24 protein-coding genes are annotated in these 26,324 nt (G+C 40.1%); 3 read left to right on the top strand and 21 right to left on the bottom strand.

Annotated features, from left to right (window positions below; translation table 11 throughout):
• The 14 genes from HMPREF2867_RS00750 to cdaA form a co-directional block, all read right to left on the bottom strand.
• Positions 1–563: hypothetical protein (locus tag HMPREF2867_RS00750; RefSeq protein WP_371106463.1), on the bottom strand; the 563-nt coding region annotated here is incomplete at its 3' end.
• 208 nt (positions 564–771) lie between these two features.
• On the bottom strand, positions 772–1,839 hold the full coding sequence (locus tag HMPREF2867_RS00745) for a hypothetical protein (protein ID WP_070575020.1): 1,068 nt from the start codon (positions 1,837–1,839) through the stop codon (positions 772–774).
• Positions 1,840–1,903: 64 nt separating this feature from the next.
• Positions 1,904–2,950 (bottom strand): dTDP-glucose 4,6-dehydratase, encoded by a 1,047-nt coding sequence (gene rfbB / locus HMPREF2867_RS00740; RefSeq protein WP_060971457.1) that lies wholly within the window; start codon positions 2,948–2,950, stop codon positions 1,904–1,906.
• Positions 2,951–3,152: 202 nt separating this feature from the next.
• Positions 3,153–3,746, bottom strand: a complete 594-nt coding sequence (locus HMPREF2867_RS00735) for a dTDP-4-dehydrorhamnose 3,5-epimerase family protein (protein ID WP_037600997.1) — start codon at positions 3,744–3,746, stop codon at positions 3,153–3,155.
• A complete protein-coding gene (rfbA, locus tag HMPREF2867_RS00730; protein WP_002883992.1) occupies positions 3,746–4,615 on the bottom strand; it encodes a glucose-1-phosphate thymidylyltransferase RfbA in 870 nt (289 codons plus the stop codon). The genes HMPREF2867_RS00735 and rfbA overlap by 1 nt, the downstream gene beginning before the upstream one ends.
• A 213-nt stretch (positions 4,616–4,828) precedes the next feature.
• Positions 4,829–6,175, bottom strand: coding sequence for an acyl-CoA thioester hydrolase/BAAT C-terminal domain-containing protein (locus tag HMPREF2867_RS00725; protein ID WP_070575017.1), 1,347 nt, complete (start codon positions 6,173–6,175; stop codon positions 4,829–4,831).
• A 187-nt stretch (positions 6,176–6,362) separates the two neighbouring features.
• Positions 6,363–7,451, bottom strand: coding sequence for an NAD(P)/FAD-dependent oxidoreductase (locus HMPREF2867_RS00720; protein ID WP_070575014.1), 1,089 nt, complete (start codon positions 7,449–7,451; stop codon positions 6,363–6,365).
• A gap of 66 nt (positions 7,452–7,517) precedes the next feature.
• Positions 7,518–8,345, bottom strand: a complete 828-nt coding sequence (locus HMPREF2867_RS00715) for a ZIP family metal transporter (RefSeq protein ID WP_070575011.1) — start codon at positions 8,343–8,345, stop codon at positions 7,518–7,520.
• Between the two features lie 12 nt (positions 8,346–8,357).
• Entirely contained in the window at positions 8,358–9,146 is a 789-nt protein-coding gene (locus tag HMPREF2867_RS00710; protein ID WP_070575008.1) for a Nif3-like dinuclear metal center hexameric protein, read from the bottom strand.
• A complete protein-coding gene (locus tag HMPREF2867_RS00705; RefSeq protein ID WP_070575006.1) occupies positions 9,136–9,822 on the bottom strand; it encodes a tRNA (adenine(22)-N(1))-methyltransferase in 687 nt (228 codons plus the stop codon). The genes HMPREF2867_RS00710 and HMPREF2867_RS00705 overlap by 11 nt, the downstream gene beginning before the upstream one ends.
• Positions 9,823–9,919: 97 nt before the next feature.
• On the bottom strand, positions 9,920–10,360 hold the full coding sequence (locus HMPREF2867_RS00700; protein WP_013990768.1) for a GtrA family protein: 441 nt from the start codon (positions 10,358–10,360) through the stop codon (positions 9,920–9,922).
• A 2-nt stretch (positions 10,361–10,362) separates the two neighbouring features.
• Positions 10,363–11,715, bottom strand: coding sequence for a phosphoglucosamine mutase (gene glmM, locus HMPREF2867_RS00695; RefSeq protein ID WP_070575003.1), 1,353 nt, complete (start codon positions 11,713–11,715; stop codon positions 10,363–10,365).
• 220 nt (positions 11,716–11,935) lie between these two features.
• Positions 11,936–12,901 carry a CdaR family protein gene (locus HMPREF2867_RS00690; protein ID WP_070575000.1) on the bottom strand — a complete coding sequence of 322 codons (966 nt, stop codon included), beginning with the start codon at positions 12,899–12,901 and terminating at the stop codon, positions 11,936–11,938.
• Positions 12,898–13,749 carry a diadenylate cyclase CdaA gene (cdaA, locus tag HMPREF2867_RS00685; protein WP_070574997.1) on the bottom strand — a complete coding sequence of 284 codons (852 nt, stop codon included), beginning with the start codon at positions 13,747–13,749 and terminating at the stop codon, positions 12,898–12,900. Before cdaA ends, HMPREF2867_RS00690 begins: the two co-directional genes overlap by 4 nt.
• A gap of 101 nt (positions 13,750–13,850) precedes the next feature.
• Here cdaA and murT point away from each other — a divergent pair, with 101 nt between their 5' ends.
• Both murT and gatD read left to right on the top strand, forming a co-directional pair.
• Positions 13,851–15,194, top strand: a complete 1,344-nt coding sequence (gene murT / locus HMPREF2867_RS00680; protein WP_013990772.1) for a lipid II isoglutaminyl synthase subunit MurT — start codon at positions 13,851–13,853, stop codon at positions 15,192–15,194.
• Positions 15,194–15,982: a lipid II isoglutaminyl synthase subunit GatD gene (gatD, locus tag HMPREF2867_RS00675; RefSeq protein WP_070574994.1), complete on the top strand. Its 789-nt coding sequence runs from the start codon at positions 15,194–15,196 to the stop codon at positions 15,980–15,982. The genes murT and gatD overlap by 1 nt, the downstream gene beginning before the upstream one ends.
• Positions 15,983–16,032: 50 nt before the next feature.
• On the opposite strand, the gene mprF is transcribed toward gatD, so the two are convergent.
• The 6 genes from mprF to udk form a co-directional block, all read right to left on the bottom strand.
• Positions 16,033–18,588, bottom strand: coding sequence for a bifunctional lysylphosphatidylglycerol flippase/synthetase MprF (mprF, locus tag HMPREF2867_RS00670; RefSeq protein WP_070574992.1), 2,556 nt, complete (start codon positions 18,586–18,588; stop codon positions 16,033–16,035).
• Entirely contained in the window at positions 18,585–19,304 is a 720-nt protein-coding gene (locus HMPREF2867_RS00665) for an alpha/beta fold hydrolase (RefSeq protein WP_070574989.1), read from the bottom strand. The genes mprF and HMPREF2867_RS00665 overlap by 4 nt, the downstream gene beginning before the upstream one ends.
• A gap of 455 nt (positions 19,305–19,759) precedes the next feature.
• On the bottom strand, positions 19,760–20,791 hold the full coding sequence (locus HMPREF2867_RS00660) for a hypothetical protein (RefSeq protein ID WP_070574986.1): 1,032 nt from the start codon (positions 20,789–20,791) through the stop codon (positions 19,760–19,762).
• A gap of 193 nt (positions 20,792–20,984) precedes the next feature.
• Positions 20,985–21,245: a YiaA/YiaB family inner membrane protein gene (locus HMPREF2867_RS00655; RefSeq protein WP_002883990.1), complete on the bottom strand. Its 261-nt coding sequence runs from the start codon at positions 21,243–21,245 to the stop codon at positions 20,985–20,987.
• Between the two features lie 89 nt (positions 21,246–21,334).
• Positions 21,335–23,254 carry an ABC-F family ATP-binding cassette domain-containing protein gene (locus HMPREF2867_RS00650; RefSeq protein WP_048790749.1) on the bottom strand — a complete coding sequence of 640 codons (1,920 nt, stop codon included), beginning with the start codon at positions 23,252–23,254 and terminating at the stop codon, positions 21,335–21,337.
• Between the two features lie 36 nt (positions 23,255–23,290).
• Positions 23,291–23,926: a uridine kinase gene (gene udk, locus HMPREF2867_RS00645; RefSeq protein ID WP_037600961.1), complete on the bottom strand. Its 636-nt coding sequence runs from the start codon at positions 23,924–23,926 to the stop codon at positions 23,291–23,293.
• A gap of 91 nt (positions 23,927–24,017) precedes the next feature.
• On the opposite strand from udk, the gene HMPREF2867_RS00640 reads away from it, so the two are divergent.
• On the top strand, positions 24,018–25,100 hold the full coding sequence (locus HMPREF2867_RS00640) for a DEAD/DEAH box helicase (protein ID WP_037600958.1): 1,083 nt from the start codon (positions 24,018–24,020) through the stop codon (positions 25,098–25,100).
• A 52-nt stretch (positions 25,101–25,152) separates the two neighbouring features.
• Here the strand turns inward: HMPREF2867_RS00640 and HMPREF2867_RS00635 are convergent, their stop codons facing one another.
• Positions 25,153–26,316: an ATP-grasp domain-containing protein gene (locus HMPREF2867_RS00635; RefSeq protein WP_070574981.1), complete on the bottom strand. Its 1,164-nt coding sequence runs from the start codon at positions 26,314–26,316 to the stop codon at positions 25,153–25,155.
• Positions 26,317–26,324 lie beyond the last annotated feature (8 nt).

Genomic DNA, 26,324 nt, shown 5'->3' with positions numbered 1-26,324 from the left:
CCCTCCCAAACGTAGAGATTACCAGAAATTTGAACAGCTTTTGCAGTTGTTGAGCTTTGACGATAGGGTTCGTAATCGACATTGAAATTTGCCTTTGAAGTAATGTTGCCATCAGCATCAACTGTAAAACTAATGTCTGTTGCTTGAGGACTCATACCAGTCCAAGTTCCCACTAATGCTGCTGGAACAGGAGCATCACTTTGAGTATTAGTTGTTGCTTGACTAGACTTGTTTGATTCAGATGCAGCACTACTACTTGTTCCTCCTTGAGCATCAGTTCCTGCTGTGGCTTGATTTTTTGAAGAGCTAGCTTCAGGAGCACTCACTTCTTCTTGACCTTGAGAATCCTTTGAAGCTGAATCCTCTGTCTTGGCCTTTTTAGCAGACTTCTTTTCAGAAGTTTTTGTTTTTGCTGATGACTTCACAACTTTAGAAGTTGACGTTGTAGATGATGATGCAGTGTCTTGTTCTGACTTAGAGCCACATCCAACAAATGCTGTTGAAACAGCTACAGACAACAAAACAAGGGAACAAACACGAATAACTTTTCTTTTCATTTTCATAAACCTCTTTTCTATATGTCTATTATATCTATTTTGTTACAAAAATCAAGTAAATTGTGTAATTTTGTAATATTTATGTAATTAATTGTGTCACTGTTATAAGTTAATATCGTATTCACTAGTAAAAAAAAGCCCATCACTCCTTGAGGAATGATAGACTTTGGGATATGATCTAAGCACTTCTTATCTGCTAGAGGTATCCTAATTACTATTTGTCTTCTCTTTCGATATAACCTGAATAGAGATCTCCATAGCTATCCTCTAAGATAACAATGCGCTTGCCACCATCTACAACTGCAAAATAGTAGGAACTTCTCTCATCGTGGTAGATATCATTAACACTCTTAGCCTGATAACCATGTGACTTAAGAGACTTCTGTATTTTATCAAATGCTTTCTGCACCTTATCATTATCTACTTTACCTGATTTGTTCACCAGATATTCTTTTAAAGGTTTAGCAATTAAGATATCTGTATCATCAGAATCTGTAGAAATAACACCATTTTCAGAGATAGTAGCTTTTCCTTCGGCGTCATCATCCTCATCAAATTTCTTCCAATTACCAACAAAGGCTTTTGGAACCTCCGCCTTATAAAAAAGACATCTCTTTTTTAAATCATTGGTTTTTGATCCATAGTAGAGGTCTGACAAGGTTAAATCTAGAACAAAGTTTGTCCCATCTTTCTGAATCAGATTATAGTAGCCAAAACCTTCCGTCTTTACCAGGATAATCTCTTTGGTCTGTAATTGATATTTCTTGTCAAAATCAGCAATCGTTTTTAGTTTTGAATCACTGACGTCTTCCAAACTTAATTCAAACTTCTGTCTAACTTTATTACCAATAGAGATTTCTTTGATTTCTTCTTTCTTATAGCCAGCAAGGAGGTTTGACTTCTTTCCATTTAACTCATAAACAAGAGCGGTATTGTTACCATTTACCCACAAACCACCCAAGTTTGTTCCTTTGGAAGAAAACAAAAAGACTCCAAGACTTGTTGCTAGGACAAGAAATAAAGCAATACCAAGACCAATAAAAGTCTTCTTCCCAAACTTTTTCTTCTTAACAAAGACCATTTGCTGTGCATAAGGTTGGTTAACTATTTGATTTGGTAAAGGCATGGCTCCTGCAGTCACGGAATTTCCATTGTTGGAAAAATTAACTTGTTTTCCTTCCATAACAAATTCACCATTTAGAAGGGCCTGCTGACACTCCTGAATAGTGGGCTTACGATTATTAATCGCTTCAAAATACTCAATCCATTCTGTTCTATCCATCATTTCTCCTAACAGTTCTTAATACAAAAATCTATCACTAACTTTAAAGTGATAGACTTTCCAATTATTTAAGCACTTCTTGTGTCTTAGCGTAGTTAGCTTCAACAGCGTCTTTTTCAGCTTTCCACCAATCTTGGTGATCTGTATACCACTTAATCGTTTCTTCCAAACCTGATTCGAAGTTTGTGAATTGTGGTTCCCAACCAAGTTCTTCACGCAATTTTGTTGAATCAATAGCGTAACGCAAATCGTGACCAGCACGGTCTGTAACACGGTCGTATGCGTCTTTTGGTTGACCCATTTTTTCAAGGATAAGCTCAAGCACTTCCTTGTTATTCTTTTCACCATCAGCACCAATCAAGTAAGTTTCACCGATACGACCTTTAGTGAGGATAGCCCAAACACCAGTTGAATGGTCGTTAGTGTGAATCCAGTCACGGACGTTTTTACCTTCACCATAAAGTTTTGGTTTAATACCTGACAAGATATTGGTAATTTGACGTGGAATGAATTTTTCGATGTGTTGGTATGGTCCATAGTTGTTTGAGCAGTTTGAAATAGTTGCCTTAACACCAAATGAACGCACCCATGCTTTAACGATAAGGTCTGAAGCAGCCTTAGTTGATGAATAAGGTGATGATGGGTTGTATTTGGTTTCTGCTGTGAATTTTTCACCAGGACCTTCACCATGTCCAGGGAGATCTTCACGCAATGGAAGGTCACCATACACTTCGTCTGTTGACACGTGGTGGAAACGAATATCATATTTACGAGCAGCTTCCAAAAGTGTGTATGTACCAATAAAGTTTGTGTGGATAAATGGTGATGGGTCGTTCAATGAATTATCATTGTGACTTTCAGCCGCGTAGTGAACGATAGCATCAGCCTTAGCAGCCAATTTATCAACCAATTCAGCGTCAGCAATATCACCAACAACCAATTCAACACGGTCACCAAGGATTTCTTCAATGTTAGCACGGTTACCAGCGTAAGTGAGCTTGTCAAGGACAGTCACATGCACGTCTGGATGATTGTTGTAGACATAGTGTACGAAGTTTGATCCGATGAAACCTGCGCCACCGGTTACGATGATGTTTTTGTATTCAGTCATTTTTTCTCCAAATAGTTTTTAGTTTTGATTGTTCCTTTAGCTAGTGAGGGACGCCAGCAACCCTTCGGTTTCATGGCTAAATCCGGAGTCTAAGTCTCCGGATTTTCCTACAAGATTCCCTGAGGTAATCTTGTTTTCACTAGGGCAGGAACAATCTTATAACGCTCCTTGCAGTCGCGATACTGCTATGCAAGGTTCATTTTTACAAATCTTCTGCTTTTAGGGGTTTTACGTCTTTGAGCAATGGGTGATTTTTATCTGCTTCTGAGACTTCTGCTTCTTCCAAGTTTTCCCACTTGATATCAAGGCTTGGGTCAGCGTAGTTGACAAAGGCGTATTTTGGTTTGAGTTCAAGTGCCCAGTAGTCGTTCACAAGGTAGCTGTAGGATACTTTGTCAGATAAAACTTGGAAACCATTGGCAACACCACGAGGAACGAAGATTCCTTTTGAGGCATCAATGACTGTTTGGTAAGTATTTCCAAACGTTTCGCCTTCACGAAGGTCAACCCATGTTCCAAGAACCTTTCCTTCATCTGCTACTGAGATGTATTTATCCCAAGGCTCAGCGTGCAAACCACGTAAAACATTTTTTCGTGAGAAAGAAACATTGTTTTGCAATTTTCCTTCTGCAAAGAATGATTCTGGAAAACCAAGCGGCAACATTTTTTCCTTTTGGAAGTTTTCCTTGAACCATCCACGGTTATCTCCATGTACTGGAATATCAAATTCAAGTAAACCTGGGATGGCTTCAATCTTACGTGCAGCTAATTCTTTACCAAAAAATTGTTCAGTCATTATGCTTCTCCAATCAAACGGAGCAAATATTGCCCGTATTCATTCTTCTTAAGTGGTTGTGCCAATTCGAGGACCTGCTCTTTAGTAATGTAGCCCATGCGATAGGCAATTTCCTCAAGGTTAGCCACTTGAACATTTTGCAAACGTTGAACTGTTTCAATGTACTGAGCAGCTTGCAAGAGACTTTCGTGAGTGCCTGTATCCAACCAAGCAAAGCCACGTCCCATAAGTTCAACAGAGAGGTCACCACGTTCTAAGTAAGCCTTGTTAACATCCGTGATTTCAAGTTCGCCACGAGGACTTGGCTTGATATTTTTGGCAATTTCCACAACATCATTGTCATAGAAATAAAGACCAGTTACAGCAAAGTTTGATTTTGGATGCTCAGGTTTTTCCTCGATTGAGATGGCATTCATATTGTCGTCAAATTCAACAACACCAAAACGTTCTGGATCCTTAACTTGATAACCAAAGACTGTAGCTCCTTTTTCCTTAGCTTCGGCACGTTGAAGCATAGCAGAAAGACCATTGCCATGGAAAATATTGTCCCCAAGAACAAGGGCAACACTATCATCACCAATGAAGTCTTCACCAATGATAAAGGCTTGAGCCAATCCATCTGGACTTGGTTGTACTGCGTAAGAAAGGGAAATACCGAACTCAGAACCATCACCAAGGAGCTCTTCAAAACGTGGAAGGTCCTGTGGTGTTGAGATGATGAGGATTTCCTTAATACCAGCCAACATAAGCGTTGATAGTGGGTAATAAATCATTGGTTTATCGTAAATCGGCATCAGTTGTTTTGATGCAGCACGAGTCAATGGATACAAACGCGTCCCTGAACCGCCTGCAAGAATAATACCTTTCATAAGAAGGCTCCTTTTTTCTCTAATATATTACCTATATTTTAGCATTTTTCAGCCCTCTTGTCACGGTAAACCCTATGTTCTTAAGCTTTCATTAAGAAAATCACAAGTGTCCATTTTCTTAATCCAATGAAAAAAGGATTTCGATTGAAACCCTTTTAGATTGAAGATAACCTCTTGTAGCACTTTCCTTAGAAAGCGTAATCATCATCTTCTTCAGTGCCTTTGTGCACTCATCCAGTCAAAGATACTGTTATAGGTTTGCCCATTGACACTAGCTCGAGAGCCACCGCCATAGGTTGGGTCAGTGGCTACCATACCACTATAACCATCCCAATTTTTCGTATTTTCAGGATGCTGAACGCCAATCACCTGGTCATGGAAGAAATAAATCCAAGCCCAATGCCCATCATACTCTGTACCAGGAAGATCAGTCCCGGTAGCTGTTTCAAAGTATGAAAACCATTTGTTAGAAGCTCCAGAGGTAATCAAACTCTTGTATAGAGGCAAGACACTATTTTCTGGTTGAACTGTTGCGTCTGCTTTCGTGTGAATCAACCACATAGGCTGGTCCTTCAGTTTATCAATCCCAGATTGGTCAACAGTTAAGGGAGCAGCAATTGGAATGAGAGCTGCAAAATAATCTGGATAGGTTGCTCCCATGGTCAAGACCATACCACCACCATTGGAAACCCCTGCAAGATAAATTCGTCCCTTATCTACCTCTGGGTGATTAGCTAGGTATGTATCAATGGTCTCTTTGAGTTGTGCTGCATTATCCGACCCCCAAGGTGTCTGCGTTTGAACAGCAAGCACATTGACCCCACGCGCCTGATCACCAGTTGTTAAGAAATGGCCTTGAATATCAGACTGAGTAAGCGCATAGACGTCATTTGAAAGAAGGGGAATATTCATATCTGTCCCTCTTTCACCAATGCCGTGTAGCCAGACTATCAAAGGTTTGGTGCTATTTCCCGTACCGGTCTGGGCACTATAAGCCGCATACTGCATGTTACCTACCTGCCCTCGCTCATCGAAAACCTCCGTTGTTGGCATCAAACGATTATTGATGGCATCTTGCTCAGAAGACACCATTTGCGACTGACTACTACCTTCTGCCACTACTGACAAATCTTTCATTGATACCATATAACTTTCCAGCCATTGGTTAGTCCAAGTAGAAAGGTTAAAATACATAGGTTCAGCATTTCCACCCATGTTGTAGCGATTATAAGAAGGTAGGCTCAATTCAAGCGTCACGTACTTGCTGTTATCATAATAGACCACATGCCCCTGATTGTCGGACACATAAGAATTCGTCACCTGACGACTAACTCCTGCTGTTGTAACCTGGGTTGAGCTGTGGACAACCTCTGGAGTGACCTTCTGATTAAATTCAAAAATGACTTTGGTTACAGCAGGACCAAACTCATAACTCTCTAGGACAATTCTTGTCTTTGTCACAGCCAAGTCTTCTGCTGCCCCTGCTTTGACAGACAAGCCTAAACTTATGGCTAACAAGGAAACAAAGACTGTCAGATATACTTTAACTTTTTGGAACATAGTCCCTCCCCATTTTTTATTAGTATTCACCTACAATCGATGAACAGTTACTATTTTATCATTTTCTAATCAAATAAGAAATAGATGTAGATAACTCTAATAAAAAAAGAATCAGCCAACATCCCTCAATAGCGAGAAATAGCCAGCTGATTCTTGAGTCTAAATATCTAGAAGAACTTTAATACTATTAGTCTTTTTTCTCAATGTACTGAGCCACTGGATAGTCCGCACTATCCAAGCTACCAGGTCGATTCATGGCCAAATCAACCAGATTTTTTCCAATCAGTGGCCCTGTCGTGAGCCCTGAAGATCCTAAACCAGAAGCAACAAAGACACTCTCAAGCTCTGGAACTTCTCCAAAGAAAGGAGAGAAATCACTCGTGTAGGCTCTCGTTCCCACACGTTCTGAGAAGGACTTAGCCGTACTTAAGTCAGGGAAATAGGTCTTAGCCTCTTCCTCCAGACTTGCAAGTACAGTCTCATCAACTGTCAAATCAAAGCCTTGGTCATTTTCGTGGCTGGCTCCTACCGAAATCTTTCCACCAGCAAAAGGAATGACATCTAATTCGCCCTCCGGCATCAGAACAGGTAATTTAGCAGTATCCATGCCCTCAAAGAAATAGTCACGCAATTGCCCCTTTTGGGGGCGAACATCTACTTCAAAACCAAGGGGTTCAAGCGTTTGACCTAGCCAGGCACCACAAGCGAGAATGACCTTATCAAAAGTTTGAGCATTAATCTCGTAAGTGCCATTGTCAAGAGGAGAGAGTGTAACTGGTCCCTCCACCTTTACAAAATCAGAGGCCTCAATCAAAGTAGCTGTCAATTCTGCTCCCTCCACTCTGGCACCTCCAGAAGCATATAGATAACGGTCAAATCCAGTAAATTCAGGGAGGTCGGCAGCATTTTTTATAGAGAGTTCACCAATAATGGGTGATTCTTCTAGCCTAGTTTCTGCATGCTGATACAAACCGTCCAACTTACTGTCATCTTTCTTGAGAAGGGCTACACCAGACTGATCATAGAAGCTCGTGTCGTAACCATCATTTTCAAGATCTGAAACTAAATCTTGGTAAAAATCGGCTCCCAAACGGGCCATGCGATACCAGGCCTTATTACGACGCTTGGAAAACCAGGGGCTGATAATCCCTGCTGCTGCCTTGGTTGCTTGTCCAAGACCATGATCAAATACTGTAACTTCTACGCCTTTTTCTTTTGATAAGTAGTAGGCAGCCGTTGAACCGACGATACCTGCACCAACGATTGCAATTTTCATTTTTTACTCCATCTATTTGAAAAGAGCTGAGTCCTATATCAATAGGCACAGCTTTTTATTATTCTTTTACCCCAAGGCCACGTCCATGACCATCATGACGACAAAGCCAACCATGAGTCCCAATGTTGCTACGTCAGTATTACCATTGGTTTGTGATTCAGGAATCAATTCCTCCGTTACCACAAAAATCATGGCACCAGCCGCAAAGGCCAAAGCATAAGGAATGATTGCCATCATCAACATGACAAGGGCAGCTCCCATAACAGCCCCTATAGGCTCCACGATGGCTGACATAGATCCCCAATAAAAGGCCTTGATACGAGATTTTCCATCTGCTCGAATAGGAACTGAGAGGGCTGCACCTTCAGGGACATTCTGCAAACCAATACCTATAGCTAGACCAATGGCTCCCATAAGACCCGCGAATGTCATATTGCCACCAGCCAAGGCTCCGAAAGTCACACCGACTGCTAATCCCTCTGGAAAATTACGAATGGTGATAGCCAAAAAGAGCAAGGCTGTCTTGGACAACTTTTTCTTACGAGGTTGAATACCTTCTGCTTTAGAGATGTCATTCCCCAAATGCAAATGGGGAACGACGGCATCAATCAAACGAAGGGCAACACCTCCAAGCAAGAAACCAGCTGCCGCAGGGAACCATGACCACTTCCCATAACCATTTTGAGTCGCATAAGTTAAAGAAGGGTCCAAAAGCGACCAAAAAGAGGCCGCAATCATGACACCTGCCGCAAAGCCCATCATGATATCTAGCAATTTACGGCTAATATTCTTGAAGAAGAAAACAATGGCCGATCCGACAATGGTACAGCCCCAAGTAAAAAGACCAGCAAGCAAGGCCAAAAAGATCACATTTTGATGTAAAAGCCAAGTCACAGACACATCCTCCTACAAATGGTCAAAAGGATTGGTTGAGGACTGACTTTCAAGTATCGTCACATTCCAATCATGCTCAAGTTTCCAAGACTCAAGTTTCTCAGCAATCTTTGAGATAAAAAGGGCTTCGATATGGTGCCCAGGATCAATTCCCAAGAGACCATTAGTAATCATTTCCTGTCCTGTATGGTAGTAAACATCACCAGTGATGAAAACTTGTGCGCCCTTTTTCAAAGCATCCTGGTAAAATCCTTGACCGCTACCCCCACAAATAGCCACACGGCTAACTAGAGGATTGTCATGATTATAACGAACCAAGCGAACACTATCTAAGCCAAAAACAGACTTGACTTTAAGAGCAAGTTCTTCAATAGTCTGAGGCACGATATCACCTACTCGACCGATTCCATAATTTTCAGAAGTCTGCGTTAAATAAGTGGTGTCTTTAATATCAAGTAAGTCACAGAACCAATCATTAAGCCCATCATTAACGACATCAATATTAGTATGACTCACATAGACTGCAATATCATGCTTAACCAGGTCAAGTAAAATATCTCGGTCAGGCGAAGACACCAAATCCTTAACTGGACGAAAAATTGGAGCATGTTTAGCAATAATGAGGTCCACATTTTTTTCAATGGCTTCGGCTACCGTATTCTCACGAACATCCAAGGTGACCATAACCCTCTGAATCTCCATATCCAGACTGCCAATCTGCAAGCCAACCACATCACCTTCCATAGAAAGCTCCTGTGGACAAAATTCTTCATAAGTCTTAATAAGTTCACTAGCTAACATGGTCCAAAACCTCCTTAATGGTTTGAATTTTATCTTCAATAGCTGTACGATCAGCCTGATTGGTCAGTGGAATGGATCCTAAAGCAATCTCTAATTTATTGATTTCACGTTGCCATTTGAGCTGGAAAACCTGAGATTGGTCTTTCATGAGATGAGGACCAAAACGCACTTCCTTGTCCGAAAGGCTCATGTGTCCAGCTTCTGCCACCATGATTTCGTAGTATTTGCCATTTTCAGTCATGATAGACTCTGCAATAATCTCAAAACCATTTTCCATCAACCAGATACGGAGATCATCTTCACGATTATTTGGTTGTAAAATCAGACGGTCTACGCCCTTAAGTTTGTCCTTTCCAGCATCAAGGATATCCGCAATAAGACGTCCTCCCATACCACAAATCGTGATAGTGGTTACGTCATCAGCAGGTTCGAAGGCAGCCAAGCCATTAGCCAAGCGCACCTCGATTTTATCTTGGAAACCAGAAGCTGAGACATTAGCAAGAGCAGATTCATAGGGCCCTTTTACAACTTCACCAGCAATAGCTGAAGTAATCAGGCCTTTTTCAAGTAAATAAATCGGAAGATAGGCATGATCACTGCCTACATCCAAGAGTTTTGCGCCTTTGGGAACATAGGTTGCTACGTCCTTGAGGCGTTGAGATAATTGTACGTACATATTTCATCTTTCTATTTTTTAAGTCTCTTCAATTATATCAAAAAAGGAGATTGGTAAGAAATGCTTTTAACACATTTCCTAACAACTTCCTTTTTGCTTATACTTTCTCGCCTGTAAAGACGAAGAATTTAGAAATAATATAGTTCAATACAATGATAAGGACCTGAGAGAAGAGGCTCTCGATACCGTTTACCCAAGCATGACTATGACCAACAAATTGACCAATAATTTCTGGATAGGTATCGACCAAGAAATAGGCCAGAGCCAAATCCAAGACCAAGGTCAATAGGCGAGCACCCACGAACTTAACAAAGCGCGTAACCATACCTGTCTTTTCCTGATTAAAGACAAACATGTCATTTGTAAAAAAGGCAAAGATAATGGCAATCGCATTCGCTAAGACTGCTGAAAGTGTTCCTTGTTGGGTAAACTGGAAAATCAAAGTACGACTGACCATATAAACCAAAGTTGCCAAGACACCAAAGAACAGGTACTTGAAAACTTCGGTGGCCATGAAGGCTCTGAGCTTAGCTATCATACTTAGTCCAATCCAATTTCTGCACGAACAACATCGGCAATCGTATCAACATAGTAGTTCACTTCATCATCTGTTGGTGCTTCTGCCATAACACGAAGAAGAGGTTCAGTACCACTTGGACGAACCAAGATACGTCCATTTCCAGCCATCTCAGCTTCCATTTTTTCAATGATAGATGCAATTGCAGGAACTTCCATAGCCTTATCTTTCATGCTATTTTCCACACGGATATTAACCAATTTTTGTGGATAGATGGTCACTTCTGAAGCCAATTCAGACAAGCTCTTACCTGTTTCAACCATGACTTTAGTCAATTGGATAGCTGTCAATTGACCATCACCAGTTGTGTTGTAATCCATGATAATAACGTGTCCAGACTGTTCACCACCAAGGTTATAGCCGTTTTTACGCATTTCTTCGACAACATAACGGTCACCAACAGCAGTCACTGCCTTGTTAATGCCTTCACGGTCAAGTGCCTTGTGGAAACCAAGGTTTGACATAACTGTTGTTACAATAGTATTTTTAGTCAACTCGCCTTTTTGAGACAAATGTTTACCAATGATATACATCACCTTATCACCATCAACAATATCGCCATTTTCATCAACAGCGATGAGACGGTCACTGTCACCATCAAAAGCAAGACCAATAGCTGAGCCAGTTTCTTTAACCAAGGCTTGCAACTGCTCTGGGTGTGTCGAACCAACACCAGCATTGATGTTAAGGCCATCAGGTTGGTCACCAATAACAGAGATTTCTGCGTTCAAGTCAAGGAAAATGTTACGTGCAGATACCGCAGCTGCTCCATTAGCCGCATCCAAGGCAACTTTCATGCCACCGAGGTCAACACCTGTAGCCACCAAGAATTTTTCGTATTTACGAAGACCCTCTGGATAATCCACAAGTGTTCCAAGTCCTTCAGCCGAAGGACGTGGAAGCATATCTTCTGTAGCATCGAGAAGGGCTTCAATTTCCGCTTCACGCGCATCATCCAATTTAAAACCATCGCCACCAAAGAACTTGATACCATTATCAAGAGCTGGATTATGGCTGGCTGAAATCATAACACCAGCGCTTGCATTTTCTGTACGGACCAAGTATGAGACGCCAGGTGTCGCAAGCACTCCAAGTTTGTAGACTTCAATACCCACTGAGAGCAAACCTGCTACTAAGGCAGATTCCAACATCTCACCAGAGATACGTGTATCACGTGCCACAAAAACTTTAGGACGGCCAGTCTCATGTTGGCTAAGCACATAACCACCAAAACGACCTAATTTAAAGGCCAATTCAGGCGTAAGTTCAACGTTTGCTTCTCCACGAACACCGTCTGTTCCAAAATATTTACCCATAATTTTATTATTAGTGCTTGAGCACTAAATCCTCCTTAAACTGTGATGCTGTTTAGCAAGAGTCAATCTAGTGAAATCTATCTAGACAATCTAACTTTATAAGATTTCGCCAATATTTTCAACCCTTGATTTTAAACATTTTTAATTGGTTACATTTTTATGAGATTAGTCCCTCTCAATCCCATCCATTATACATGAATTTAGGAAAAATGTAACTCCCCTATTTTTGCGTAACTTTTAAGTTAACCTTAACAGTGCCAGGCTGAACCGTAACACCTTCTGCCTTAAGGTCTATGGTTTTTGAAGTGTCCTTAGTCACTTGACTAATGTCGACTGGGACTGTGATGCTATCAATCTTATCCATAGCTTCTTGGCTACCAACGATAGTCACATGCCCACGATCAAAGCTATAGCTGATACTAGACACATTGCTAGCCTTATCTCCAGTCAGTTCGACCTTGACAGGAACAGATTTGCTTAATTTTCGCAAACTAATCTTGGCATGCACCTTAGCTGGTGAGATTGAACTTGCTAGGACTGTTCCATTGGTCGAAACTGCTTGAAGGACCAAGTTCCCATCATAATCTTCAGACAGGTTGGAATCGCCTTCCAATACTGCTTGAACATGATCAATCTGGTTAATGATATCTTCACTCGAAGTCACCTCTACCTTGGTTGCATCCAGGCTAACTTTTTTAACTTCATAGCCATTTGCCAACTTATCTGATGTGATGTTAGCTACGACGTCAAAGGTCTTGCTGGCTTTTTTACCAATAGTCGCCGTCAAGGTTGATGGCGATACTTGCGCAGACATTCCAGCTGGAAGATCCTTAACCTGAATAGGTACTCGACTGGTTCCTTGACCCAGATTCGACAAATCAGCAACTAATTTAAAGTGACGCGTATCACTACTTGTCTCAGTCGTTAAAGCCAGCTGTGTTGTCGCTGTCAAATAGACTTCGGCATCATAGGAATAACCACTGATAAAGTACTTATCACTATCATATTTAATATCCACAGGAACCGACTCAACGGTTTGTGTAAAGGTATTAGATGCACTTGAGCTATTGTTTTTATTTTGCGTATTTCCCGACCATGCCGTGAAAAAGAGTACCACAGCAAAGAAGAGAGCAACTAGCATCTGCCATAAACGATCGTTTTTAAAGAAATTTACGAAACGCTTCATTTTTTGCTACCTCCAATCCATCGTTGGAAGAATGACTGACGTGGTTCTTGTTCTTTCAACAAGATAAGACTCAACTCTTCTTCAAATTCTTGAATAGAAAGATCATGGATGAAATTTCCCTTGTAAGCAATGGAAATCGCACCAGTCTCCTCTGACACAACAAAGGTAAGCGCATCTGTTTGTTCTGAAAGACCAATGGCAGCCCTATGCCTAGTTCCAAATTCTTTGGAAATCTTATTAGATTCCGTCAATGGCAGATAAGAACAAGCCGTCGCAACTCTGTTATCTCTGATGATAACTGCCCCATCATGAAGCGGTGTATTTGGAATGAAAATATTAATTAAAAGTTCCCCAGTCACCACCGCATCAAGTGGAATTCCAGTCGCAATCTGCTCTTGTAAGGTCTGAGTCTGTTCAATAGAAACCAAGGCCCCAATCTTACGAGGACTCATGTACTTAACAGCTTTAACGTAGGCTTGAACCAACTTCTCATCTGAACTAACCTCTTTATTTTGCAAAAAATGCTGAGGCGTACGTCCAAAGGTTTCAAGAGCAGAACGAAGCTCTGGCGCAAAGATCACAACCGCCGCAATGGCTCCATAGTTGATGACCTGATTCATCAAATAAGAAATCGTCGTGAAGCCTATAAAATCAGAAATCAGTTTGACTAAAATAAATAAGACAACCCCTTGAACAAGGGTCATAATTTTTGTTCCTCGTAAGGCCCTAATAAAGCGATAAATTAAAAAAGCAACAATCAATATGTCCAAACTATTGACGATAACTTTCAGCGGACTATCAAAGAGTGACCGCCAAAAATCAATATCAATGGACGAAAGTATTCCCATACATATCACACTTTCTTTTAATTTTTAAACAGTTTCTATTATACCACGAATTCTAACTATTTTGAGACTACAATCACTACTTTTTGTGATAAAATAAATTCATGACTATGAAAACTACCATGGGAATTCTGGCGGGTAAAGCTAGCCATTTCGTCCTTTCAAAATTGGGACGTGGTTCAACCCTGCCTGGAAAAATTGCCCTTAAATTTGACAAAGATATTTTAGACACTTTAGCCAAGGACTACGAAATTGTCGTTGTCACTGGAACCAACGGTAAGACTCTTACAACAGCTTTGACAGTAGGTATTCTTAAAGAAGCTTTTGGGGAGATTGTGACCAATCCTAGTGGGGCCAACATGATCACAGGGATCACTTCTACTTTCCTAACAGCTAAAAAAGCCAAGTCTGGTAAGAAAATCGCTGTCTTGGAAATTGACGAGGCCAGCCTTCCAAAAATCACTGAGTACATCACTCCAAGTCTTTTTGTTTTCACAAATATTTTCCGTGACCAAATGGACCGCTATGGTGAAATCTATACTACTTATCAGATGATTTTAGATGGTGCTGCTAAGGCGCCTGAGGCTACTATTTTGGCTAATGGAGACAGTCCTCTTTTCAATTCTAAAGAAGTAGTCAATCCCGTGCGATTCTACGGTTTTGACACTGAAAAGCATGATCCAGAGCTGGCACATTATAATACTGAAGGCATTGTCTGCCCTAAATGTGAGAGTATTCTTCAGTATCGCCTTAATACTTACGCTAACTTGGGTGACTATGTGTGCCTTAACTGCGACTTCCACCGTCCAGAATTAGATTATAAGCTGACAGAGTTGACTAAAATCACCAACACTACTTCTGAATTTGTTATTGATGGACAAGATTACAAGATTAATGTCGGTGGTCTTTATAACATCTACAATGCCCTTGCTGCTGTTTCTGTCGCTGAATTCTTCGGAGTGGCACCAGAGCAAATCAAAGCTGGTTTTGATAAGAGTCGTGCTGTCTTTGGACGCCAAGAAACCTTTAAGATTGGTGATAAATCATGTACTCTCGTACTAATTAAGAATCCCGTAGGAGCCAGCCAAGCTCTTGACATGATTAAACTTGCAGATTATCCATTTAGCTTGTCAGTCCTTCTTAATGCTAACTATGCTGATGGTATTGACACCAGCTGGATTTGGGATGCCAACTTTGAAAGCATTCTCGAGATGGATATCCCTGAGATTAATGCTGGTGGTGTTCGCCATTCTGAAATTGCTCGCCGTCTTCGTGTGACTGGCTATCCAGAGGATAAGATTACGCAAGCAGAAAAACTTGAAGATATTATGGCCTTGATTGAAAAACAAGATTGTGACCATGCCTATATCTTAGCGACCTATACTGCCATGCTTGAATTCCGTGATATTCTTGCTCAACGTCATGCTGTCGGAAAGGAGATGAACTAATGACCTATACTTCACTCAAATCTCCAGAAAATCGTGACTACACCTACGACCTAAACGTTGCCCACCTTTATGGTAATCTGCTCAATACCTACGGTGACAACGGTAATGTCCTTATGATCAAATACGTGGGGGAAAAACTTGGTGCTAAGATGACCTTTGACATCGTTTCAGTTGGAGATGACTTCGACAAGGACCACTACGACATGGTCTTCTTTGGAGGTGGTCAAGACTACGAACAATCCATCGTTGCTAAAGACCTCCCAACTAAGCGTGAGGCTATTGGTCAATTCATCCAAGATAACAAAGTAATTCTTGCCATCTGTGGTGGTTTCCAACTTCTTGGTCAATATTACATCCAGGCTAATGGTGTCCGCATTGATGGTATCGGTGTTATGGGCCACTACACCCTCAATCAAGAAAATAATCGTTATATTGGTGACATCAAGATCCATAACGAAGAGTTCGATGAAACATACTATGGCTTTGAGAATCACCAAGGGCGTACCTTCCTCTCTGATGATGAGAAACCACTTGGAAAAGTGGCCTACGGTAATGGTAATAACAAGGAAGACGGTTCTGAGGGTGTCCACTATAAAAATGTTTATGGTAGCTACTTCCATGGACCAATTCTTTCTCGTAATGCCAACCTGGCCTACCGTTTGGTCACTACTGCCCTTCGTAACAAATATGGCCAAGACATTAAATTGCCAAGTTACAATGACATTCTTTCAAGCGAAGTCGCTGAAGAATACGCAGATACTAAATCAAAAGCAGAATTTGAAAAATAATTCTCTTATACAGAAAAAGTGAACCATTGTGGTTCACTTTTTTGTCATATTTACTTCCAAAGTCGTCTTTTCTTCAATCTGTCTTCAATTTTTCGATTATCAATCCTTAGAATGGCAATCATATCAAACAAGAGCCAAGTTCGTTTAGGATAAACAATGTATTTGGGAGACCAAATTGGAGAGAACTTCTCCTTATAACGTTGGAGCCCACTAAAAGAGTAAAAACGCTGCGCAAAGACATAGACCAAATTGGCAACCTTCTCTTCCAAAAAACTATCTTCTTCAGTACCCACATTCGCGAGTGGAGCCATTCCCATATCAAAGTACTGCTTTCCTTCTGCTTGGAAGTACTGGAAGAGTTTCACAAAGAGGTAATCCATGATGCCTTCAGGTGCCTTTTCAAAGTCATAACGCATAAGGTCAATCGTCGCCACCCGTTTGTTTTTGGTTGGCATGATATTGGCAAAGGCTACAATTTCTCCCTCCTCACTCTCAACAATAGCAATCGGTGCCTGCTGCAAATAGGCTACATCAAAGAAACCAAGAGAGAAGCCCTTCTCCTTACGACCGTTAAGCCAAATATCTGAGACAGCCTTCATTTCTTGCATCTGAGTCTCTGAAAATGGAGGATCAAGTAACTTAAACTGGAAACCTGCTTTTTCGACACGATTGGTTGGCTTACGGAACTTCTTACCATGCTTACCATCAACAGAAAATGACGTCAAATCAACCATGGCATTTTCCCCAAATTTCATAAAATCAAAGCCATAATCATGAAGCATCAGGGTAATACTCTCATCTGCCTCATAAAACAAGGCTTGTAAATTCCAATCCGATAAGGTCTTCAAGAAAGATTCCCAAGCTGCTCGGTAATAGTTTTCATTACCTATCGGATTTCCCATAACCACACACTTGTTACTGGTTTGTGCAAATTGGAAAACTACCTGGTCTTGTCCATCGACACGATACCAAAAGAGGCGTTTATCATGTAAATAAGCCAGGGCACTTTCTGATGCACCTCCATATTTCTCAAGGAGAGCTGTGAAGCGCTCATCATCCATGCTTTGACCAAAAAGCCTGCGGGGTGCCAAAATTCTCAAGACTCCCCAAACTATGGTTGCAATGATAACTGATGCCAGTAAAATATCAAACCAAATATGAACAAAATGTCCAAGAACATCCCGGTTCTTAGGTGGCAACAAATGAGACCAAAAACCACTGCCACCCAAAACGAGAAGAACCAGAATCGTAAAGGCTAGGAAAAGAAAATCCTTGGTTTTGTCTTCCCAACTATAAACAAAGTAACGATGATACAACCTTTTTCTGATGATCAACATAAGCACCAAAGAGAGTAAAATTAGGAAAGACATGGCCCATGAAATACCATTGAGATTGACATAAATTAAGGCCAAGACAAAGGTTATCAAGGAGGCAACAAAAGCACCCTTAACCCGACGTCTAATGAGACGAGCCATGAAAATGAATAGGGTACCAAATAGGATACTTGGGAATTGCCAAATCAACTGTTCCTGAATAGGATCAAAACGGCTAATAAAGTAGACATTAGCCAAGCGTTCAGGGATTAGGGCAGACAAAATCAAGAAAATCCCTAAAAAACGTAGCAAATATACGAGAAAGCGGTGGAGACTTCCACCAAATACTCGTGAAGAAAGTTTGAAGTATTTCTCGTTGATACGTCCTCCCATGTGTTTGAAAAAGAAGACAACACCAAGCAAGAAGGGAATAACGTAGTAGGTTAAACGAAAGAGCAAGAGCAGACTAACCGCAAGAGCATTGCTAACCCCCATAGAGGTCAGACCGGTAATCACAATCAAATCGAAACTACCAATCCCACCCGGAATCATAGAGAAGATACCAATAATAACCGCTAGGAAATAAAGTGGAACCAGATTATAAAGTGGAACATGTAAGCCCATTAAATAAGCCACACTGACAAAGCTCCCCAAGGCCGTTCCCCATTCAGCTGTCGAAGCTAAAAGAAGACTTAGCCTCGTTTTCAACGGTACTTGACCAAAATAGGTTAACTTTTCACGACTAGAAACAAAGAAAATAAAAGGCAGATAAAGGAATATACCCAATAAGAGTAACCAATATTTTCTTAAGTCTGGACTTAGAGGGAAGAACCAAAAGACAGCGAATACCAAACCACTTAAAAGGGATAGGCCCGACATAAAATAAGGCAATAAACGAGAAAGTGCCTTAACACCTGTCTTTTCCTGCCCATCCTCAGAATAAAAGGAATATCGCAGTCCCACATCGACCAAACCAGCAAAACCAGCCAAGTTATTAATGGTATTGACAGCCCAACTTGTTTCTAAGATATAGGATTTGGAATAATCCGTTTCTAGCTCCTTATTCAGTATGATGTCATAAAAGAGCATGGGGGAGACAGCGACTAGTCCGATGACAGCCATCAAAACAAGATGCCAAATAGACAAACCGGACAGAGCTGACTCCAGTGACTCTAAAGTGATAGTCCGTTTTAGACGAACCAATTCTATGACGACAAGAACCGTAATCGATATAAAGAAGATGGATTTAACGGCCGCTTTTAAAGGTTGAAGTCTCTCTAAAAGACGCTTCATGCCACCACCTCTTTTCGACTAATTCTCACAAGCTCACGAATCATTTGATTAAAGACCTTATATTTACGTTGAGCTAGACGATGTCCTTCTCGACGTTGGACATAGAGTTTATGAATCGGAAAGAGCTCTGAAATCTCTCTAGAATGCCTAATACTGATAACATCCCTTTGCCCCATAACTACCCAAACAGGATAGGCAGCCTGATGTAGACGTTCCCTATCTAATGGCAAGTCATGAAGCATCAGACCCGTTACCTGAGCCATGATATCCATTTTAGATGAAAATGGTGACAAGGCTTTTAAGCAAAGATATTGTATATAGACCCCGAATCTTGAGCGTCTCGTCAACCCATTAAAGGTCATATTTCCCGCATTAAGCAAGAGCCCTGCAATCCGGTCAGGATAACGACTAGCATAAACCATAGCCAAATTAGCACCGTCACTATGACCGACAAATAAGGCCTTCTTGATATTCAAATATTGCAAAATTTCCTCCAAATCGGCAGCCATCTGTTCAAAGGTCATCTTAACACTCTGACGACTGGACCTGCCGTGATTACGACTATCAATGAAAATTAAACGATAGTCTCGATACAGAATTCCTTGCTTACCAAAGTAATTCCCTGACAAATTATTGCCATGCAAAAAAACAATTGGAAAGCCTTTACCGAGATCACGATAATAGATGATTTGACCATCTTTCACTTTGAATTCCATAAGATTACCTACCTTTTCACTAACGCATTCTTATACGATAATTAGTCTTATAAGGCATTGAGGCTGATGAATTGGACTTATCTCATTCCAAAACCATCTACCCTTCTTCACTCCATTATAACATTTCCACTAGGGAAGAGGCAGAATAATTGTGCATTTTCTGCAAAAAGAAAAAGCCTTTTCAGGCTTCTTTAAATATAATCTTTTTCAGACTTCCTTAAAGTGAGTACGGACGTCAGCGACCTTCTTCGAAGTTCCATGACTAATTTTTGAGCCTAAAGTCTCAAAAATTCCGAGTGGCTGGTATTAAAATGGTTCAGCCACTTTTCTCACAGCAGGAAGTCTCATCTAGCTTTATTTAATTACTTCTTGAAGAATTTATTTGTATTTATTGCCACGATTGATAAATCACTTAAGGCTAAATTATACTTTTTTTCTAATATGAGAATTGTTTATCACTCAATACCTAAATATTTTTTTGCAATACTATAAGAGTCTTCTAAATAGCTAGCTTTATTACTACTTCCGTCATTTACACCTGTAAAAATTGCACCAGATTTAGGTAAACCATTGTACTTATTGTAGGCATGCATTGAGTAGCTACCACCTTCACCAAAATCAAACGTAAAATCAATTGCTGTATTCATATCTCCTGTATAAGAAGCAGTAGTGACTACAGCATTCTCTTCATTATCATATTTTGTTATCTCAAAAATTTGATGATTTTGAGTATCTAGAATATAAAACTTTTTATAATCATAAAAATCAATTTTATATGCAATATGGTTTTTATTATAATCATCAATCTTCTGTTTTTCTCTGGCTGCATTTTCTGATGCTGCTATACTTGAAGATGCACTAGCTTCTTCTGACGATTCAATTTTTTCAATTACCTTTCTATTCTGATGCAATGTTATATATTTAACTCGATTCTTTTTTCCATTTTTTAAATCAAGTCTCATTCTAGAATCATCCTTACCTTTTAGTTTAAATGACATACTAAACTTACCATCTTCTTTTGCATCTGTACTCTGTTCATCTGAAGATGATATTTGTGTTCCTTTTTCTGTAATACCACTAACTTCAACATTACCATTTTCATCTGCTGTAAACTCTCTATCAAGTTCCAATTTTAGAATTTTCTGATCACTATTTGAATAAGTATGATAAGTTATTGTAACTTTGTCATTCTTTGAAAAAGAGGCTCCTTTTTTAAAATTCGTAGTTTTTCCTATTTGAATTTCTTCTACTTCTCCATCGAAATGTACAAATCCAAAAATAAGATCTTCATCTTTCTTGACTACAACATCTGTAAATCCTGCTTTTTTAAAATCAGTCACTAAATCATCATAATACTCTTCATCTAAGTTTTTAGAAGATATAGGAGTCTTTACTTCATTTTCAACTTTCGAATCTGCATTAACATGCGCCACTGCTATCGAAAAAAATATAAGTAATGATAGAAAAGTCATACTACGTAATTTCATTATATTAAACTCCAAATTAATTTTATATCATCAGTATATTTAAAAAGAAATAAGGTGTCAACGTATTCTTTAATTTTTTATCCAATTTTAATATTGTGCTTATTTAAGAGACTTTTTATTATTTGAGTAAAGTATGTATCAAATAATAAATTAGAGTTTGACAAAAAGAAAAAGCCTTTTCAGGCTTCTCCTCTTATTGTTCGAAAGTTTGTTGAGCGATGAGTTTGTTATAGTTTTCTTCATCTTCTTGATTATCACGGACAACCTTAGATACTGTAAAGGAAGATGAAATCAAGCCAACACATCCCATGAGGTAGTAACCCTTAACCATCAAAGGCTCTTTAAGGGTATAGAGGCCTACCAACATCAAGATTACGAAGAAGGCAAATGATCCCCATGCCATCATGTTGAAAGATGTTGTGTTACGATACACTTTTTTCTTTACTTTGTTCATAAAGTTAGTCTCCTTTTATATACTAAGACTATTATACCAACAATGTAAGCCTTTCACAACTCAAAACATGAAAAGGTTCTCATCATCCCTTAACCTTCCATTTGTTCTGATAAGTCACTCCACTCTTCCATCAGAGCTTCTTGAGAAACTGATAAGTCATCGAGCTCTTTTTGCAAGTCAGACAATTCTGCCACATCATTTGTTTCAAGCATGGCAGCAGAGATTTCCTCCAAGCGTTCTTCAATCGTCTCTAGCTCATTTTCAATTTGCTCAATGCGTCGACTTAGTTTACGCATCTCTTTTTGATTGGCTTTTTGAGCTTGATAATCACTAGCTCCCGCTGAAGCTACTTGGACTTCCTCTGAAACTTGATTTTCCTCTGCCTCAAGACGTGCTAACTCTTCAAGCTCCGCTTTCTTCTCAAGGTAGTAATCGTAGTCTCCAAGATAAATGGTCGCTCCATCCTCAGAAATTTCCATCACTTTGGTTGCCACTCGGTTGATAAAGTAACGGTCGTGGCTGACAAAAAGAAGCGTTCCATCAAAGTCGATGAGGGCATTTTCCAAGACTTCCTTACTATCAATGTCCAAGTGGTTGGTCGGCTCATCTAGGATGAGGAAGTTGTTGTTTTCCATTGATAATTTAGCTAGGAGCAAGCGAGCCTTCTCACCACCCGAAAGCATGGAAACCGACTTTTTGACATCATCACCTGAGAAGAGAAAGGCCCCCAGACGGTTACGAATCTCAACTTCTGGAGTTGTCGCAAAATCATTCCACAACTCATCAAGAACAGTGTTTGACGGTGTCAAGGCAGATTGGGTTTGGTCATAGTAACCCACTTCAACATTGGCACCATAAGTTGATGTTCCCTTGATAAATGGCAGTTTACCTACTACCGACTTGATAAAGGTTGTTTTTCCGATACCATTAGGTCCCACAATGGCAATGGCATCCATCTTCTTAACATCGAGAGAAATAGGCTCTGAGAGAATCTCATCGTCATAACCAATAGCAGCATCCCTAACAGTCAAAACTACATTTCCAGAGACCTTGTCTGCATGGAAAGTCATATTGGCTGACTTCTGGCCTTCTGTTGGCTTATCCAGGCGTTCCATTTTCTCTAGCTGTTTGCGACGGGCTTGAGCACGCTTAGTTGTAGAAGCACGAACAATATTACGATTAACAAAATCCTCCAGCTTAGCAATTTCCTTTTGTTGCTTTTCGAAGTTCTTTGCTTCAGTGGCCAACTTTTCAGCCTTAAGGTCCATGAATTTTGAATAGTTTCCGACATAACGATCTAAACTATGTTTGGTCAAATCCAGGGTCACTGTCGCCACCTTGTCCAAAAAATAACGGTCGTGACTGACAATGATTAGAGCTCCCTGATAATTGACCAAGTAATTTTCCAACCAGGCAATGGTCTCGATATCCAAGTGGTTGGTCGGTTCGTCCAGTACCAAGAGCTCAGGCTTCTCAAGCAGCATTTTCGCCAAAGCCAGGCGCGTGTTTTGCCCTCCAGAAAGATCTGAAATAGGCATCTCCCACATGCTTTCATCAAACTTAAAACCATTGAGAATAGCTCTGATATCAGATTCATAGGTAAATCCACCTCGCTGTCTGAAATCCTCGGAAAGTCGATCGTAGTCAGTCATTAACTTGTCCAAATCAGCCCCAGTCAACTCGGCCATCTTCATTTCCATGTCACGTAGACGTTTTTCATCTGCACGTAGGTCTGCAAAGACATTTAACATTTCCGCATAGATGGTATTGCTAGACTCAAATCGACTATCCTGAGCCAAGTAAGACAAATTCAAATCACGTTTTGTGTTGATTTCACCACTCGTCGGCGCTTCCTCTCCAACCAAGATTTTCAATAAGGTTGATTTTCCAGCACCGTTACGGCCAACCAATGCAATACGATCGCGTTCATCTACCTGAATATTAATATTATCAAAGAGCACATCTCCTGAGAAAGAGCGCTCAATCTTGTTTCCTTGTAAAATAATCATAACGTTTCAATTATACCAAAAAAGCCAAGCTCCTGCTTAGACTTTCTGACTTTCTTTCAAAATGCTTGCTACCTTAGTATTAATCAAATCGATAGCAACAGTATTTGTGACACCTTCAGGAATCACCACATCTGCGTAGCGTTTCGTAGGTTCGATAAACTGGTGGTACATAGGTTTAACCACACTGATATATTGCTCAATAATACTATCCAAGCTACGGCCACGCTCTTCCATGTCACGCTTGATACGACGGATAATACGAATGTCATCATCAGTATCTACAAAAAGCTTGATATCCATCAAATCACGCAAGCGTTTATCCTCAAGTACCAAAATCCCTTCAACAATGAAGACGTCCTGTGGTTCCTGACGATAAGTCTTTTCACTACGAGTGTGTTGGGTGTAGTCATAAATCGGAATATCCACTGGACGCCCAGCAATCAGCTCATTGATGTGTTCAATCATAAGATCTGTATCGAAGGCAAAGGGATGGTCGTAGTTAGTTGATACACGCTCTTCAAAAGTCAAATGTGACTGATCCTTATAATAAGAATCATGCTCAATCATAGCAATTTTCTCATCTGGAAAATTTGATAGAATGGCACGAGAAACACTGGTCTTACCTCCACCAGAGCCACCCGTAACCCCAATAATAATCGGTTTTTTAGGCATGGTAAATTCCTATCTAATATAGTCTTTCTTATTTATTCTACACTAAATCATGATATAATAAAAGCAAATCCATATAGAAAATGAGACTTTTATGTTTAAAAACTTTCCTGAACAATGGCAAGACCTCCTTAAAGAAAAAGGAATCACTACAGAGACTGCCATTCAAAAAGAACTCTTTGCACCAATCACTGAAGGAGACAATATCCTAGGTATCAGTCCTACAGGAACAGGTAAGACTCTAGCCTACCTTCTCCCATTGCTCCTCTCACTCAAGCCCAAAAAATCTCAGCAATTGCTTATCCTAGCACCCAATTCAGAGCTTGCTGGACAGATTTTTGATGTGACCAAACAATGGGCTGAGCCACTAGGACTCACTGCCCAACTCTTCCTTTCTGGCTCTAGTCAAAAGAGACAAATTGAACGCCTGAAGAAAGGACCGGAAATTCTCATCGGAACACCTGGCCGTGTCTTTGAGCTGATTAAACTCAAAAAGATCAAGATGATGAATGTCAACACCATCGTCCTAGATGAATTTGATGAGCTTCTCAGTGATAGCCAATACCACTTTGTGACAAAAATCAGCCACCATGTTCCTCGTGACCATCAAATGATTTATATTTCGGCAACCAACAAAATTGATGATCAAAATCTTGTCGAAAATACCATCGTTTATGACCTATCTGATCAAGAACTTGACACCATCAAACATTATTTTATCAGTGTTGATAAACGTAACCGTGTCGAACTTCTCCGTAAGTTCTCCAATATCCCTGACTTCCGTAGTCTTGTCTTTTTTAACAGTCTATCTGACCTTGGGGCTACTGAAGAACGCCTCCAATTTAACGGGGCTTCAGCGGTATCATTGGCTAGTGACATCAACGTCAAATTCCGTAAGGTTATCTTGGAAAAATTCAAGAATCATGAGATTTCACTCTTACTAGGTACTGATCTCTTGGCACGCGGCATCGATATTGAAAATCTAGAGGTAGTCATCAACTTCGATATTCCTCGAGATCGCGAAGCCTATACTCACCGTGCAGGACGTACTGGTCGTATGGGAAATGAAGGCAGCGTCATTAGCTTTGTAACCCATCCAGAAGACCTCAAAAAACTTAAAAAATTCGCCAAAGTTTCAGAACTGGTTCTTAAAAATCAAGAACTTCACGAAAAATAAGGCATTACAAAAGCACTTCAGTTTACTCTGAAGTGCTTTTAACATATACAGATTAGGCTTTTTTACCAAAGTCCTCAATCATTTGTTCCATTTCCTCACGACTTGGAGTTGTCAACATATAAAGGAAGTCACCTTGCAACTCTGCAAAGGCTGCAGGCATGATTTTCTTAACTTTAAGTTGTTCACGATACTTATCAAAAAGTTCTTCTTCTGAGTAAGCATAGTGTGAGCTTGCACGACGTGAAGTAGCCAAACAGTAAAGTGGCTCAAACTGAGAAGCTGGGAATGGTTCACCAGCAACGATATCCGCATAACCCTTGTACAAATCAAACGAATGAGCATAGTTATAGACGTCGATTGTGAAGCCACCTGCTGGACGGTTATTATATTCAATAGCAATATAATCGTCACCATCACGGAAGAACTCAATATGGAAGAAACGTTCCTTCATACCAAATTCTTTGACAATTGCCTCACCATACTTACGTAACTTAGGATCCATATCCTTAAGAACGTAGTAAGAATTGTCCATCTTGTAAATCATCAAGTCAAGTGGAGTGTGAGCATAATCGAAAGTTGTTGAGAAGACAATATTACCATCATGATCAATCAAACCATCGAAAGTACAGATTTCGCTTGAAGTTACAAATTTTTCAAAGAAATAAACTGTTTCATGGTCCCACTCAGCCTTGAAATGATTGATATCATCTTCTGTTTCAAGTTTAAAGGTTGCAGCTGCACCAACCCCATTATCTGGCTTAGCAATCATTGGAAGACCGATTTCTTTCACAGCTTTATCCACATCTTCATCAGTTTTAATGACAGCACCAGGTACAACTGGAACTCCAGCTTTTTGGAAGAGTTTTTTCATTTCAGACTTAAATTTAGTCTTCTTAAGATCTTCTGGCTTAGCACCAAAAACATTGAACTGTTCACGAAGAGCAGCATCCAATTCCAACCAGTATTCGTTATGAGATTCGATTCGGTCAATTGATCCGTGTTTATAGAAAAGAAAGGCTACCGCACGTTTAACTTCATCCAAGTTTTCCAGATTGTCTACACGGAAGTACTCAGTCAAAGCCTCTTTCAAAGGTTGATCCAATTGTTCATAAGGCTCTTGACCAATACCAAGAACAGTGATGCCCTTATTAGCAAGTTCAACTGTAAACTGTTGGAAGTTTTGTGGATAGTATGGTGAAATAACAAGATAATTCATTAGTAATT

This window comes from Streptococcus sp. HMSC064H09 (assembly GCF_001812625.1).
In the GTDB taxonomy this organism is placed as follows: domain Bacteria; phylum Bacillota; class Bacilli; order Lactobacillales; family Streptococcaceae; genus Streptococcus.
The sequence above is the reverse complement of the archived record's forward strand: the minus strand, read 5'-3'. Positions and strand labels throughout refer to the sequence as shown.